The 14,109-nt window shown below is 54.7% G+C and carries 12 protein-coding genes; 4 read left to right on the forward strand and 8 right to left on the reverse strand.

Features of this window, described 5'->3' with window-relative positions; translation table 11 throughout:
• Window positions 1-38: 38 nt before the first annotated feature.
• Window positions 39-1,202 carry an RsmB/NOP family class I SAM-dependent RNA methyltransferase gene (locus tag ASD8599_RS10435; RefSeq protein WP_108828461.1) on the forward strand — a complete coding sequence of 388 codons (1,164 nt, stop codon included), beginning with the start codon at window positions 39-41 and terminating at the stop codon, window positions 1,200-1,202.
• Between the two features lie 164 nt (window positions 1,203-1,366).
• Window positions 1,367-3,640: a hybrid sensor histidine kinase/response regulator gene (locus tag ASD8599_RS10440; protein ID WP_108828462.1), complete on the forward strand. Its 2,274-nt coding sequence runs from the start codon at window positions 1,367-1,369 to the stop codon at window positions 3,638-3,640.
• A gap of 42 nt (window positions 3,641-3,682) precedes the next feature.
• Here the strand turns inward: ASD8599_RS10440 and ASD8599_RS10445 are convergent, their stop codons facing one another.
• From ASD8599_RS10445 to ASD8599_RS10465, 5 genes are all read right to left on the reverse strand, one after another.
• Complete coding sequence (locus ASD8599_RS10445; protein ID WP_108828463.1) at window positions 3,683-4,276, reverse strand: gamma-glutamyl kinase; 594 nt, start codon at window positions 4,274-4,276, stop codon at window positions 3,683-3,685.
• A 74-nt stretch (window positions 4,277-4,350) separates the two neighbouring features.
• The gene (locus ASD8599_RS10450) at window positions 4,351-6,639 is read right to left on the reverse strand and encodes a molybdopterin-dependent oxidoreductase (protein ID WP_181364463.1); all 2,289 of its coding nucleotides are present in this window, start codon (window positions 6,637-6,639) and stop codon (window positions 4,351-4,353) included.
• 95 nt (window positions 6,640-6,734) lie between these two features.
• Window positions 6,735-7,070 carry a carboxymuconolactone decarboxylase family protein gene (locus ASD8599_RS10455; protein WP_108828465.1) on the reverse strand — a complete coding sequence of 112 codons (336 nt, stop codon included), beginning with the start codon at window positions 7,068-7,070 and terminating at the stop codon, window positions 6,735-6,737.
• 26 nt (window positions 7,071-7,096) lie between these two features.
• A complete protein-coding gene (locus ASD8599_RS10460) occupies window positions 7,097-7,858 on the reverse strand; it encodes an amino acid ABC transporter permease (RefSeq protein WP_108830126.1) in 762 nt (253 codons plus the stop codon).
• 11 nt (window positions 7,859-7,869) lie between these two features.
• Entirely contained in the window at window positions 7,870-8,613 is a 744-nt protein-coding gene (locus ASD8599_RS10465; protein ID WP_108828466.1) for an amino acid ABC transporter ATP-binding protein, read from the reverse strand.
• Window positions 8,614-8,730: 117 nt separating this feature from the next.
• On the opposite strand from ASD8599_RS10465, the gene ASD8599_RS10470 reads away from it, so the two are divergent.
• Entirely contained in the window at window positions 8,731-9,507 is a 777-nt protein-coding gene (locus ASD8599_RS10470) for a transporter substrate-binding domain-containing protein (RefSeq protein WP_108828467.1), read from the forward strand.
• An 89-nt stretch (window positions 9,508-9,596) separates the two neighbouring features.
• The gene (locus tag ASD8599_RS10475; protein ID WP_108828468.1) at window positions 9,597-10,961 is read left to right on the forward strand and encodes an MATE family efflux transporter; all 1,365 of its coding nucleotides are present in this window, start codon (window positions 9,597-9,599) and stop codon (window positions 10,959-10,961) included.
• Window positions 10,962-10,984: 23 nt separating this feature from the next.
• On the opposite strand, the gene ASD8599_RS10480 is transcribed toward ASD8599_RS10475, so the two are convergent.
• The 3 genes from ASD8599_RS10480 to ASD8599_RS10490 form a co-directional block, all read right to left on the reverse strand.
• On the reverse strand, window positions 10,985-12,385 hold the full coding sequence (locus tag ASD8599_RS10480) for a TRAP transporter large permease (RefSeq protein ID WP_108828469.1): 1,401 nt from the start codon (window positions 12,383-12,385) through the stop codon (window positions 10,985-10,987).
• Window positions 12,385-13,008 carry a TRAP transporter small permease subunit gene (locus ASD8599_RS10485; RefSeq protein ID WP_108828470.1) on the reverse strand — a complete coding sequence of 208 codons (624 nt, stop codon included), beginning with the start codon at window positions 13,006-13,008 and terminating at the stop codon, window positions 12,385-12,387. Before ASD8599_RS10485 ends, ASD8599_RS10480 begins: the two co-directional genes overlap by 1 nt.
• A gap of 71 nt (window positions 13,009-13,079) precedes the next feature.
• Window positions 13,080-14,090 carry a C4-dicarboxylate TRAP transporter substrate-binding protein gene (locus ASD8599_RS10490; protein ID WP_108828471.1) on the reverse strand — a complete coding sequence of 337 codons (1,011 nt, stop codon included), beginning with the start codon at window positions 14,088-14,090 and terminating at the stop codon, window positions 13,080-13,082.
• Window positions 14,091-14,109 lie beyond the last annotated feature (19 nt).

The raw sequence follows: 14,109 nt of genomic DNA on the forward strand, positions 1-14,109 counted from the left end.
TTACAAATCACTAAGATACAAACTTAAGGTAAACCACCATGACCCCCGGCGCCCGCGTCTCTGCTGCGATTGAAATTTTGGATATGATCGCGGAAGGAACCCCTGTGGAACGGGCCCTGACGAATTGGGCACGGGGATCACGGTTTGCCGGGTCCAAGGATCGTGCGGCAGTACGGGACCATGTTTTTGACGTGCAGCGCAATTTGGCAAGCGACAGGGTGCGCGGCGGCGGGGCATCAGGGCGGCAGTTGATGCTGGGCCGGTTGCGCGCACAAAACGCGGATCTTGATCAGATTTTTAATGCTGCAGGCCACGCCCCGTCACCTCTAAGCGACGCAGAACGCGCGGCCGGTCAAACCCCCGAAGCCCAAAGCGATCAGTGGAACCTGCCCGAATGGCTCATTCCGGAATTTGAGTGGTCCTTGGGCGACAGGGCCGAAGCCGCGGCGCATCAATTGCAAAACCGTGCGCCCATCACTTTGCGTGTGAATGTTGCACGCACCACGCCGTCTGATGTCGCTGCTGAATTGGCAATTGAGGGCATTGAAACCCAGCCGAACCCGGTCTGCGACACGGCATTGACCATCACCGAAGGCCCGCGAAAGCTGCGCAATTCACAGCCCTATTTGCACGGGATGGTCGAACTTCAAGACGCGGCGAGCCAAGCGATTGCAAGCAATGTGCAAGGGTCGTCCCTGAAAGTTCTGGACTACTGTGCGGGTGGCGGTGGTAAAGCCTTGGCGCTTGCGGCTCTTGGGCATCAGGTCACAGCCCATGATCTGAATGTTGCGCGAATGTCTGATCTGCCAGACCGTGCAGTTCGCGCAGGGGTACAGATTATGGTGGAAACGCCAGATACGCTTTCGCCCGATGCAGTGTTCGATGTTGTTTTGTGCGACGCGCCTTGTTCGGGCAGCGGTGCATGGCGGCGCAGCCCCGCTGGCAAATGGACTTTGACGCAGGATGCTTTGTCAGGGCTGACAAAAACCCAAGATGAGATTCTGGACCAAGCCCAACAGCATGTGGCACCGGGCGGGCAGTTGGTCTTTGCGACATGTTCGGTTTTGCGCTGCGAAAACGAAGATAGGGCAGACGCCTTTGTGGCGCGAAATCCGGTATGGAACTGCACCGATCAGACGCGCATTAGCGTCAGCGATGCCTCAGATGGGTTCTTTCACGCGACATTTTCCAAGCTAGTCTAACCTCACAGTAACAATTGCGGCAAATCAGCGTCTGCTCTGGCCCGAATGGCGAAGACCAATGGACCGGTTAAGACCCGATTAACCGTTTCTGCGCGACAAATGCAGGAACGATTCGACCAATGTGAGGGCATCCTTTGTACGACAGCACACTGACGACAGGATCTATGAGCAAGTTCTCTGAAAGTGCCAAAGGCCGGTTGCGCAGCCTTTTGGTCGCGTCTGTGTTGCTTGGGGCGATGGGTGTTTTGGCGCCATTGGGCCGCATCCAGCTTGGGCTGGTCACGGCATCAGCCACTTTGGCGGTGGTGGGCATCGTGATGTTCGCCTTATCCTTCAAGCGGCAACGATCGCGCAAGTCGGCCTATGGAACGATTGCGGACTTTATCGAAAAAGACGCATCACCCAGTTTTGTAGTCTGTCCAGACGGAGAAGTGCGCAGCATAAATGAAGCCGGGCGTAAGCAGTTCGGGGCTGTAGAAGGCGAAACACTTGCCGGGACCCTCCGTAATACATTTGCAAATCCCGGCGGTATTCTTTTTCGTCTCAAGGCTTTGGCCGAAGCCAATGGGGCCGCGCGAGAAGATATAGTGACCCGCAAAGGCCATGTGCGCCTGTCTGTGCATCAAATGGGCACCGATGCGTTTTTGTGGCGCATGGAGGATGTGCCCGAACCAGCAGCAGGCCGTGGCAGCGACGGTCCGCTTTTGCCAATGCTTATGATAGGTCGAAGCAACGCAATTTTATTCATGAACGATGCCGCACGCCGTTTGGTCGGACAACGCGTCAAATCCCTGAATGATCTGATAGGCGAAACGCCACTGACCCTTGGGACCCCGGCGGTATTGACGACTGGGTCTGGCCCCGTCGATGTGCAATTTGCCTGTGTGGAAGCTGGCGCGGGACGTCGCGCTTTGTATATTTTACCCGTTGCAGATGCCTCTCAGAATGACCCATTATGGTCATCCTTTGAAGCTTTGCCAGTGCCACTTTTGCGGGTGGCAGCCGACGGGCAAGTCCGCGCTTTTAACAAGACTGCCTATGCTTTGATTGGGGTCGGTTTGGATGAAGACGTCCACCTGTCGGAGCTGATGGAAGGGTTGGGACGCCCGATTTCAGACTGGTTGTCGGAAACATTATCAGGCCGTGCGGTGCAACATTCCGAATTTTTGCGTCTGAAGCGTGCTGACAAGGAAATGTTTGTTCAAGTCGCTTTGAACCGTGTCACCGAAGATGGTGAGGCTTCGTTGATTGCTGTTTTGACGGATGCCACCGAACTTAAGACTTTGGAAGCGCAATTCGTGCAAAGCCAGAAAATGCAAGCCATCGGACAATTGGCCGGTGGCGTGGCGCATGATTTCAACAACCTTCTGACTGCGATTTCCGGGCATTGCGATTTGTTGCTTTTGCGCCATGACCAAGGCGACGCCGACTATAGCGACCTTATTCAGATCAATCAGAATGCCAATCGTGCTGCAGCCTTGGTTGGGCAGTTGTTGGCGTTCTCGCGCAAACAAACCTTGCGGCCCGAAGTGTTGGATATGCGCGACACTCTGGCAGATCTCACCCATCTTTTGAACCGCTTGGTGGGGGAAACAGTGACCCTGACCCTAAGCCACGATCCGGTGCTGCAATCCATCCGTGCTGACAAACGCCAGTTGGAACAGGTGCTTATGAACCTTGTGGTCAACGCGCGCGACGCAATGCCAGACGGCGGAGAAATTCGTATCGTCACTGAATGCGAAACGCTAACGCAACCGCTGGATCGCGGGCAGGTCAGTGTGCCAGCGGGATCCTATGTAACTGTTCGCGTCAATGATGAAGGCGTCGGTATCGCACCAGACAAGCTGCAAAAAGTGTTTGAGCCGTTTTTCACAACCAAACGAACAGGGGAAGGTACGGGATTGGGCCTGTCCACGGCGTACGGCATCGTCAAACAAACAGGCGGGTATATTTTTGTCGATAGCAAGTTGGGCGAGGGCACGTGCTTTACCCTTTATTTCCCTGTGCTTGACGCAGTCGTACCCAAACCCGAAGTGGCGCGCCGCGCAAAACCCAAAGAGGTGCCAAATCACGGCGATGGTGTCATTCTGCTGGTAGAAGACGAAGCCCCTGTGCGCGCCTTTGCCAGCCGTGCGTTGCGCTTGCGCGGCTATACAGTCCTAGAGGCCGATTCCGCCGAAACGGCATTGAAGACATTGGAAGACCAGTCATTGAATGTCGATTTGTTCGTGACGGATGTTGTGATGCCGGGCAAGGATGGTCCAAGTTGGGTCCGTGAAGCCTTGCAAGACCGCCCCGATGTGCGTGTTGTCTTTGTATCCGGTTATGCTGAGGACAAATTCAGCGATGCCAAAAACAAAATTCCCAACTCAGTGTTCTTGCCCAAACCGTTTTCGCTAAACGATTTGACGGAAACGGTGCATCGCCAATTGCACTAGCAATTTCAGGGTATCAAAGACGCCAAATACCTGCATTTTCCATCAAGAAATGCTGTTATACAGTGCAAATTCAGCATCGAATTTACGCTTGAACCGCATTTCCACATCGGCAGACAGGTCTTGAGGCACCGCAGGCGACACGTTTTCGCGCGCAAGATCAAAAGTCACCCCAAGACGGTTGGTCAAAAAGTCTTGCAGCTTGGGCTGGTCTTCATATTTGAACAAATGCGTGATGCCAGTGCCATTTGGTTGCGCTTCCAGAAATTTCGACTGCGCCCCAACATCGGCAAATCCCGGTTTGTTGCCTTTCATATAGGCCAAAACGAAATCGTCAAAGCTGATCCCATGCGTTGCATTGGGTTTGCCTTTCATGAAGTCACGTTGGCGGTAGCGCCACCAACTGCCCAACCAGCTGACAGGTTCGCGCATCACAGCCATCAGTTCCAGTTCAACATCACATACCTTTAAAAACATCGGCCGCACAAAACGGTTGTAGCGATAAACCGGCGCATGTTTCAGCATCGGTGGCTCAGAAATCACCATATCCGCACGCCCGCGCAATGCCGTCTCGTAAGCTGTCGTTCCCGTTTTAGGAACAGATAGAAACGCCAAGCGTTCTTTGAAAAATATCAACATCGGGGACCTATTTGCGGCACGTGATCAGTGGCGTGCAACATTGCCTGCTTGGCCCTGTAACGCAATCTTTTGTTTCAGGTAGCTGACACAAATCGCGGCAGGCTGTGTACCCGAATTTCGGGCAGTTCACCGTCCCATTTGACCATCCGCACCAAAGCCGAATGTGCAATGTTGCCTTGGCTCAATTGCGTTGATCCTACATCACGCGTCAAAACATTAGGATTGCCGTGCACACACATCACTTCGCCATCCACTTCGCGTAAATCCAGCCAAGCCCCGGTGGGCAATGAGATACAATCGGGGCGCATATGAGCGCTGATCCGAACCCCTGCCAAACACGCGCCACGATCATTGAACACCTTTACGGTGTCCCCATTCACAACCCCATGCGCCGTAGCGGCGTCGGGATGCACTGTGCAGACTTCGCGTCCCTGCGATTTGCTGCGCTTTGACGGACCGCCTGTATCGTTCTGACTGTGCAGACGGGTGTCGGGTTGCCCTGAAAGCAAATGGAACTGCCCCTGTGCCGCATCGCACAGGCTTTCCACAGGCATGCGCCATTCCGGCGACGCGGGGCAATCGTCAAGCTGCATTGCCGCGACGGTCGCACTTTCCATTTCGATACGCCCGCTGTGCGTGGCGCGGCGATGCGTATCCGGGTCTTTCCGGAACGCCTCCATCTGGATTTGCCGTCTGCCTGTCCCTGAAAAATCGAACAGGCCTTGTGTTTTGAACGATGTCCAATCGGGCAATTCGATACCCTGCGATGATCCGGCGGTTTGGCAGGCTTGCCACAAAGTATGCTGCCACTCCTCAGCTGATCGACCTTCCGAGAAGGCCGCCTGCGTTCCAAAACGCAGGGACAGGTCTGAAAAAATATCGTAGTCATCACGCGACTGGCCGTAAGGCGACACTGCAGAGGACATATACAGCATCGCAGTTTCCAGACGGTTTATCATGATATCATCGCGTTCCAGCGCAGAGGTCGTTGGCAAAACAATATCAGCGCGGCGGGCCGTCGCCGTCCAACTGTGGTCCATAACAACAACAGTTTGCGGGCTGCGCCACGCCTTATCCAAACGGATCAAATCTTGATGGTGGTGAAACGGATTGCCGCCGGACCACCACACCAGTTTGGCATCCGGATATGTTCGCGCTTGCCCGTTGTAGGAATATGAACCGCCTGGGCTTTCCAACATGTCTGTCACACGCGCCACAGGGATGTAATCCTGTACCGGGTTTTGTCCTTGCGGCACTGACGGCCAATTGTAGACCTTATGCGGGCGTCCCACAGATTCCGTTGATCCGTACCCGTATCCGAAACCGGTGCCCGGCAATCCGATCTGGCCCAATACACACGCCAGACACAAGCCCCCCCAGATTGTGATTTCGCCGCCTTCAGCACGTTGCATGGACCATGCCATGTTGATCATCGTTTTTGATGTGCCCATGCGATGCGCAAGATCACGTATGTCCTGCGCAGGAACATCGCAAATTTGCGCTGCCCATTCCGGTGTTTTGGGGATGCCATCCGACCCTTTGACGTAGTCTTCGAAACGCTGGGCGCCGGTGGTGCATCTGTTTAGAAAATCTGAATTGGCGTGACCATTGCGAAATACCTCGAAGGCAAGCGCCAAGATCAGTGCACAATCTGTGCCGGGGCGGGGTGCCATCCATTCGGCCCGGGTCTGGGTTTCGGTGTCTGTCCCCAACGGTGAAATATTCACCACCCGACATCCCCGCGCCACAGCGCGGTCCAGCCAAACTTGCGTTTCATGGGCTGTTGTGCCCGCGGATGTGACTTGGGCTGCGCGTTTGGCGATGCCTCCGAAAGCTACAAATAGATCGCATTGCTCGGCCACCACGGGCCAACTGGTCATGTCGTTTTGAAAATACATGTTGGATTGACCGACGATATGCGGCCAAAGCACTTCTGCACCCGCGTAGGAATAGGTATTCACCGATCCGGTAAAGCCGCCAATAGTGTTCAAGAAACGCCGCATCTGGCTTTGTGCGTGATGGAAGCGGCCGGCGGCGGACCAACCGTAAGACCCTGCGTAAATCGCCTGATTGCCATAGGTCTCGATCACAGATTTCAGCGCGTCACCCGCCAAATCCAGCGCCTCATCCCAAGGCACTTCGACAAAGGCTGCATCGCCCGATCGCGCCCGGTCACGATGTTTCAACCAGCCTTCCCGGACAGCGGGGCGCGCGATGCGGGTGTTTGTATCACGCACAGCATCCAGCCAACCTTCGCCGATGGTAGAGGGATGAGGATCACGGGGCAGGGGCTTTAGCCTGGTCGCATCACCGACCCCGTGGATTTCATAAGCGCCCCAATGCGCAGCCGTATATTTTTGCATCATGTGCCCCATATGTCCGGTGATCTATTCAGAACAGGGTTGGGGCTGCGTCGCAATCTTTTTGACGCAAAATTTTCGACACAAGGCTTGGGCGCTTAAGCGGTAAACTCGTCGTAGGCTTCCAGTGCTTTTGCCCCATATGCGATAGAGGGGCCGCCGCCCATGTACCCGATCATTTCCAGCGCCTCACACAGTTCTTCACGGGTGGTTTTCAAACGCACCAGCGATTTGACATGGAAGGCGATGCAACTGTCACAGCGGGTGGAAATTGCGATACCAAGGGCAATGAGTTCTTTGGTTTTCTCGTCCAAAGCGCCAGACCGTTTGGCCGCTTGTCCCATCGCATTGAACCCCGAAAACATACCCGGTGTCTGCTTTTGCAACGCACCGATGCGGTCCACGTTTTCGCCCATGAATTTTGTCCAGCTCATGCCTTTTCCCTTCAAAATTGCACCGATCAGCGGCTTTCGTCTGATCCCATTTTCCGTTCTAACCAACGTACAAAGAAGCTGATGATCAGGACCAACACAAGGTACTCCAAGATCAACAACGTGTAGATTTCCAAAGGCCGATATTCGGTGACCACCAGTTCATTCGCCCGCCGTGTCAATTCCTGCATTCCGATAACGGATGCAAAAGCCGACATTTTCACGATGTAGATAAACTGGTTCGCAAGCGGCGGCAAAATGCGTTTGATGGCTTGGGGCAAGATCACGTAACGCATGGTTTGGCGATAGTTCAGCCCGACGGTTTTGGCCGCTTCGGTTTGCCCTTTACTGATGGATTGGATGCCAGACCGGTAGATTTCTGCTGTAAACGCGCTGTCAGAGATGGCCAAGGTGATGATTGCCCCCCAAAACGCGTCAATGCTGACGCTGATGCCCATGGATTTCAGCACCACGGGCAGGCCATAAAACACCCAGAACAGCATCGGCAAAAGCGGGATGGCGCGCACAAATTCGATATAGATCCGCGACGGCAATCTGATCCATCTGTTGTCGGACATGCCAGGCAGGGCGACCATCAGACCGATCACCATCGACAGAACCGCAGCAATAACCGACAGCAAAATGGTCGCGCCAAATCCGTTCAGAAGAAAGGTGATGTTGGACATGCCTTTGGGTGTGCTGGGGTCGATCACATACCAGCCCCAAGTGCCTGGAGTGGCCGCGCATCCCGTCAGCACCACAAACACAGACAGCAAAGCAAAGCGTTTCATCATAGCGGGCCTCAATGCTGCAAAATCTGGCTTAGGAACTTTTTGCATCGCTCAGTCTTGGGCGCATCAAAAAACTGTTCAGGCGTGCCGGTTTCGATGATCTCGCCATGGTCCATAAAGATCATGCGATCCGCGGCACGGCGGGCAAAGCCCATTTCATGGGTGACACAGATCATCGTCATGCCATCTTCGGCCAAATCCACAATCACATCCAGAACCTCGGATATCATTTCAGGGTCCAGCGCAGAGGTTGGTTCGTCAAACAGCATGATCTTGGGTTCCATACACAGCGATCTGGCAATCGCCACACGCTGTTGTTGGCCGCCAGACAAAGCGTTGGGGCGTTTGTGGGCCTGATCGGGAATGCGCACACGTTCCAGATATTGCATCGCTCGGTCTTCGGCGTCGCGCTTGGACAAGCCACGCGCTTTGATAGGGCCAAGGGTCAGGTTTTGCAAAATTGTCAGATGCGGAAACAGGTTGAATTGTTGAAAAACCATACCAACTTCGGACCGGATCGCGTCAATGGATGCAGTATCTTGCATTTCGATACCGTCCACGATGATATTTCCGTGATCATGTGCCTCCAATGAATTCACGCAGCGGATCAACGTTGATTTACCAGAGCCTGATGGCCCACAGACCACAATACGCTCACCATGCGCCACCGTCAGATCGATGTCTTTCAGCGCCTGATAGTCACCGTACCACTTGTTTAGGCCGGTAATTTCTATTGCGGGACCTTTTTGTGACATGGACCCTTCCCCCAAATGTTTGATAAATCTGCCCCTACTTGCTATTCCGACAAAGCCTTAACACGCTCAGTTGAGCAAACATAAGACACCTTAACGTCAACCAACGGGGACGACATTATGAAAATCATCAAAAGCCTTGGGCTTGCAGCCGCATTTGCCATGTCAGTGCTGGCTGTGCCTGCCAGTGCGCAATCGGCATTGAACGAAATCCTCAGCGGCGGTGTCTTGAAAGTCGGCACAACGGGGGACTGGAACCCGATGTCGGTGCGCGATCCGGCAACGAATTCCTACAAAGGCTATGACATCGACATCATGACGCAACTGGCCGCCGATTTGGGGGTTGAACTGGAAATGGTGCCCACGGACTGGAAGACACTGGTGAACGGCGTTGTGGCGGGCAACTATCACATGACGGGGTCTGCCTCGATCAGCCCGGCGCGTCTGAAAGCGGCTGGTTATTCCGAAAGCTATATCTCGGTTGAAATGCTGCCCTTTACGATGGCCGACAAGGCCGACCGTTTCGACAGCTGGGAGTCTATCAACCAAACGGATGTGAAAGTGGCCACGACACTTGGCACCAGCTTTGAGAAAAACGTGCGCGAATGGTTCCCGAATGCGGAAATCATCGTCGTGGAAGCGCCTGCGCGTGGCTACCAAGAGGTCCTGTCGGGCCGCGCAGACGCCTTCATCACATCTAACATCGAAGGTGCGACCCTGCTTGAGAAATTCCAGGACCTGCGCCAGATCGACGTGTCTGAAGCGCGTGCACCAACCCCCATCGCGATGTTGTTGCCCCAATCCGATCAGGTTTGGATCAACTACATCAACAGCTGGGTCGAATTGAAAAAAGCCCAAGGGTTTTTCAAGGCCACTGCTGAAAAATGGGGTCTCTAACGCGTTTGACGCTTGATTGATTGTCCAAAGCGGCGTCCTGTTCGGGCGCCGCTTTTTCGTTCTGACACCTTTGATAAGAATGCTGTTCCATGATCGACGCAGACCTGACAATTGGCCCGATATCGGGGCATTTTCGACGTGTGGCATGGCCCGCTGCGATGGGAATGCTTTTTGCGACCCTCTATAATGTCGTAGACACATTCTATGCAGGCTATTTCGGCACGCAGGCTCAGGCGGGGCAAACTGTCGGCTTTCAGGCTTTTTTCATTCTGGTGGCTGTGGGGTTCGGACTTGGGTCCGCCATGAGCGCTCTTGTCGGCAACGCAAAAGGCCGAAAAGCAACTTCAGAAGCCAAAGGACTGGTGGCGCAAGGGATCAGCTTTGCGGTTCTGGCCGTCATGACAATGATCGCAATCGGCCTAAGCCTTGGTTCTTCATTGATCGCGATTGTATCTGAGGCAGGGGCCTACCGCGACGCAGGTCAGGATTATTTCAACTGGCTGCTGCTGGCGCTGCCCGCATTTATTCTGGCCTATGCCTGCAACGGTGTGTTGCAAGCCCATGGCGATACAGTGTCGATGCAACGGGCACTGATGGTGGCATTTTTTGCCAACATCGGCCTGAACCCTTTGCTGATGTACGGGATTCCCGGTGTTGTATCCGGACTGGGGTTCAATGGCATCGCGTTGGCCACGGCTGTCAGCCAGTCCGGAGTGGCATTGTTTTTGTTACACAAAGTTTTTGGGCGCAGTGTGATGGATGATGTGACCATATCCGACTTCCGTCCAAATTTTACCACTTACAAAACCATTGCGGCACAAGCGTTTCCAGCAGGCTTTGCGTTGCTTGTGACCTTTGCCAGCGGGTTTATCGTCCAGTTTGCGCTTAAGGCCTATGGCCCCGACGCATTGGCCGCATACGGCATATCCTTGCGCGTTGAGCAGATATTTTTGTTGCCGGCTTTGGGGATAACGGCTGCTTTGGTCCCGATTGCCGCACAAAACTACGGGGCAGGGCACAACGATCGGGTTCGTGAAGCCTTTCGGCGGTGTTGGGGTCTTGGCGTGATCGCCACAGGCCTCGCCTTTCCGTTTTTGTGGTTTGGTGGCGGCTATGCGACGGCTTTCTTCTCAAGCGACCCTGATGTGATTGCTGCCGGTGCGTTGTTTTTGAAAGTTGAGGCCGTGATCCTGCCGCTCTATGTGGTGCTGTTTTCCGTCAATTCCTTGCTACAGGCATTGAAGAAAGCCCATTGGACCATGTGGATCGGGATTTACCGGCAAATCATCGGGATCGCGCTGTTCATCTGGGTTCTGACATCTGTATTCGACTTCGGCTTGGCAGGCGTGCGCTACGCGATTGCATTGGCTGTGATCACCGGGCTTGCCATGTCATGGACCATCGCCCGACAAGTCGCGCGTGACCGCATTGGGGGGTTGGGGGGCATCAACTGACGTCCCCCCCTGACATCAGGCTGCTAGGCTAAACTTGGCAACCAGAGCACGATGCCAGGAAAGGCCACCAATAGGGCAATGGTCACGGCATCCGCCAAGAAGAAAGGTGTCACACCTTTGAACACATCTTGTACGCTCAGATCATCCCGCACACCTGCCACAACAAAGCAGTTGAGGCCAATGGGCGGTGTGATCAGACAAAACTCTGCCATTTTGACCACCAAAATACCAAACCAGATCGCACACATCGGGCCTGACATTCCAAATGCGCTGTCTGCAGCACTCACTGATTCACCGCCATTCAAGGCCATGACGGCGGGGTAAACCACAGGCAGCGTCAAAAGCAGCATACCGATGGCATCCATGAACATGCCCAGCACGGCATAGGCCAGCAGAATACAAATCAGGATCACCATGGGCGACATCGTCAGCGACGTGATCCAATCCGAAAATGCACTTGGCAAGTCTGCGAACCCCAAGAAACGCACATAGATCAGAACACCCCAAATGATGGTGAAGATCATCACGCTTAGCTTCGCGGTTTCCAACAACGCATCACGCAGTTGAGGCCAGCGCATGCCCTGCCAAAGCGCCATCAGAAACACTACAAAGGCCCCAATCGCGCCACCTTCTGTAGGCGTCCCCCACGCATCTCCGCCGAACGGGTTGTAGACAAAACAGATGATTGTCACGACCACAAAAACAATCGGCAGGGCCGGGGGCAGGGACGCGAAACGCTCGCGCCATGTGAAGCCCCGCACCGGCGGGCCCACTGTTTTGAAGGTCACCGCAATGCCAATGATCAAACCTGCATACACCAAAGCGGAGAACGCGCCGGGAATGAAACCCGCCAGCAAAAGCTTGCCCACATCCTGTTCCACGATGATCGCGTAGATCACAAGGATCGCAGAGGGCGGAATAAGCGACGCCAAAGTGCCACCTGCGGCCACGACGCCTGCCGCGAATTGTTTGTTGTAGCCGATCTTCAGCATCTCGGGGATGGCGATGCGTGCGAAGACCGCAGAGGTCGCCACGGACGCGCCAGAAACAGCAGCAAACCCGGCTGTGGCAAACACAGTCGACACCGCCAAACCGCCCGGCACCCATGCAATCCAGCGCTTGGCCGCTTCGAACAGGGCTTTTGTCAAACCAGCGTAATACGCCAGATACCCGATCAGGATAAACGTCGGGATCAGGGACAACGCCTGACTTGAAACCTTTGAATGCGGCACCTGACCCGCGGTTTTGACCGCAACCCCCAAGGCCCAGCCAAAATCATCCAACCCATAGTCTTTCTTGGCCCAGAATATCCAGATCAACCCTAACATTCCGGCCAGACCGGCTGCAAAAGCCACGCGCATCCCCAAAATGACCAACACCAGCATGCCGCCAGTGACCCACAATCCAATATCAATTGGTTCCATCAGTCTTGTCCTTCCAATTGATCTGCTTCCATGCGGGCCTGCGTGGCGGCGTCCGCAATCAGTGGCACCGCGATTGCAGTGCCTGTGATGATGGCGCGACTGTAGGCCCAGAGCTGCAAACACAGTCGGGCGCACAACACACTGAACGCCAAAGGCGCCATCAGCTTGGCGGGCCACAAAGGCACCGAAATATCCATGGAACTGTCGCGGCTCCAAAGGGGGGCGGCAAAATCAAAGCTGCGATCAAAATGCGACCAACTTCCCCAAACAAGCAGGATCATCAGCATAAGCACACACAGCGTGGTGATCAGTTCGACCGAATACAAAAGACGCCCCCGCAATTTGCCCACCACAATGTCCATTCGGATGTGGCCGCCTTCGCGCATGACATAAGACACCCCCATGAAGGCGATCAGCGGCATGGCCTGTTCAATCCAGTCGACATAACCCGGCAGTGGCGTGTTCATCGCATTGCGTCCCGTCACAGAAATCACCGCCAAAACCATAAGCCCAAAGACACTGATCCCGCTGACCAATGCAAAAATGCGTTCAAGGCGCAAAAGCCCGTGGTCGCATTTGCTGAGTGCGCTGTCGTCAGACAGCACAAGTGACGCCGTTGCCATAATGGCCCCCTAAAATTTATGCAGAAATAGGAAACAGCCCCGCATCCAAACGACGCGAGGCTGTTGTGCGGTTACTGGTCTTTGGCAATCATGCCTGTAACCAGATCATACAGCTCTTGGCCGGGCAGCCCCGCAGATGTGCTTTGTTTGATCCACGCAGTCGCCGCAGGCACCGCAGCGGCGTCTTTAAAGCTGGCCAGTTCGGCATCCGGAAAAGTCACAACAGTGATGCCGCGATCTTCCAAAGCAGGCCCCCATGCATCCATCGTCGCACCATTGTAGTTAGCAACATAGTGATCCAATGCCGCATCAACGGACCCTAACAAGGCGTCGCGGTGCGCATCCGACAGGCTGTCCAGCGCATCGGAATTGACAACAACCGGACAATTCACCGTGCCGGGGTTCAGGTTCTTGGTCCACCACTTTGCATTTTCGATGGTGCCAAAAGACATATGCGCATGTGGCGCGAAGGCGACGGCCTTCACCACGCCTGAATCCATGGCCTGACGGACTTCTGATGCAGACATGGATGTGGGCACGGCACCCACCGTTTCCATCGCCGCACCGATACCACCAGTGGCCCGCACGCTGAGCCCGTCGAAATCAGCCAATGTGGCGGGGGCATCGCCCACACCGACGATGTTGTATTGCGGCAATGGCGATGGCATCAAAAGCGTGGCATTCCACCGCGCAAGATCCGCAACAGTCGCGGGATGCTGGTACACAGCCATCGACAGCGCTATTTCCTGTTCCAGCGACGACACCCCCAAGAACGGCAATTCCAGAACGGTGATGGATGGATTTTTGTCGCGGTGATAGCCTGCGCAGAATTGTGCCATCTCAAAGGCGCCAATAGCGATCCCATCAAGGTTTTCGCGGTTTTTGGACAAACCTCCGTAACTGATGTTCAACGTGAATTCGCCGTTTGTCTTTTCAGATACCAGTTCGGCCAGCTTTTCGACGTGCTCTGTAAAAGCACGCTGCTTGCCCCACAAAGACACGTTCCATTCTTCCGCCTGTGCGGACGCTGCCGCACCAATGGAAAGGGCCGCCAAAGCCGCGGATGTTGTAAGGTTTCTCATTTTGTTTTCCTCCCAAGAA

The organism is Ascidiaceihabitans donghaensis (assembly GCF_900302465.1).
Lineage (GTDB): Bacteria > Pseudomonadota > Alphaproteobacteria > Rhodobacterales > Rhodobacteraceae > Ascidiaceihabitans > Ascidiaceihabitans donghaensis.

Excerpts from the sequence above, each read along its gene's own strand:
- ASD8599_RS10435 (WP_108828461.1), top strand. The coding sequence starts at position 39 with ATGACCCCCGGCGCCCGCGTCTCTGCTGCGATTGAAATTTTGGATATG.
- ASD8599_RS10440 (WP_108828462.1), top strand. The coding sequence starts at position 1,367 with ATGAGCAAGTTCTCTGAAAGTGCCAAAGGCCGGTTGCGCAGCCTTTTG.
- ASD8599_RS10445 (WP_108828463.1), bottom strand. The coding sequence starts at position 4,276 with ATGTTGATATTTTTCAAAGAACGCTTGGCGTTTCTATCTGTTCCTAAA.
- ASD8599_RS10450 (WP_181364463.1), bottom strand. The coding sequence starts at position 6,639 with ATGCAAAAATATACGGCTGCGCATTGGGGCGCTTATGAAATCCACGGG.
- ASD8599_RS10455 (WP_108828465.1), bottom strand. The coding sequence starts at position 7,070 with ATGAGCTGGACAAAATTCATGGGCGAAAACGTGGACCGCATCGGTGCG.
- ASD8599_RS10460 (WP_108830126.1), bottom strand. The coding sequence starts at position 7,858 with ATGAAACGCTTTGCTTTGCTGTCTGTGTTTGTGGTGCTGACGGGATGC.
- ASD8599_RS10465 (WP_108828466.1), bottom strand. The coding sequence starts at position 8,613 with ATGTCACAAAAAGGTCCCGCAATAGAAATTACCGGCCTAAACAAGTGG.
- ASD8599_RS10470 (WP_108828467.1), top strand. The coding sequence starts at position 8,731 with ATGAAAATCATCAAAAGCCTTGGGCTTGCAGCCGCATTTGCCATGTCA.
- ASD8599_RS10475 (WP_108828468.1), top strand. The coding sequence starts at position 9,597 with ATGATCGACGCAGACCTGACAATTGGCCCGATATCGGGGCATTTTCGA.
- ASD8599_RS10480 (WP_108828469.1), bottom strand. The coding sequence starts at position 12,385 with ATGGAACCAATTGATATTGGATTGTGGGTCACTGGCGGCATGCTGGTG.
- ASD8599_RS10485 (WP_108828470.1), bottom strand. The coding sequence starts at position 13,008 with ATGGCAACGGCGTCACTTGTGCTGTCTGACGACAGCGCACTCAGCAAA.
- ASD8599_RS10490 (WP_108828471.1), bottom strand. The coding sequence starts at position 14,090 with ATGAGAAACCTTACAACATCCGCGGCTTTGGCGGCCCTTTCCATTGGT.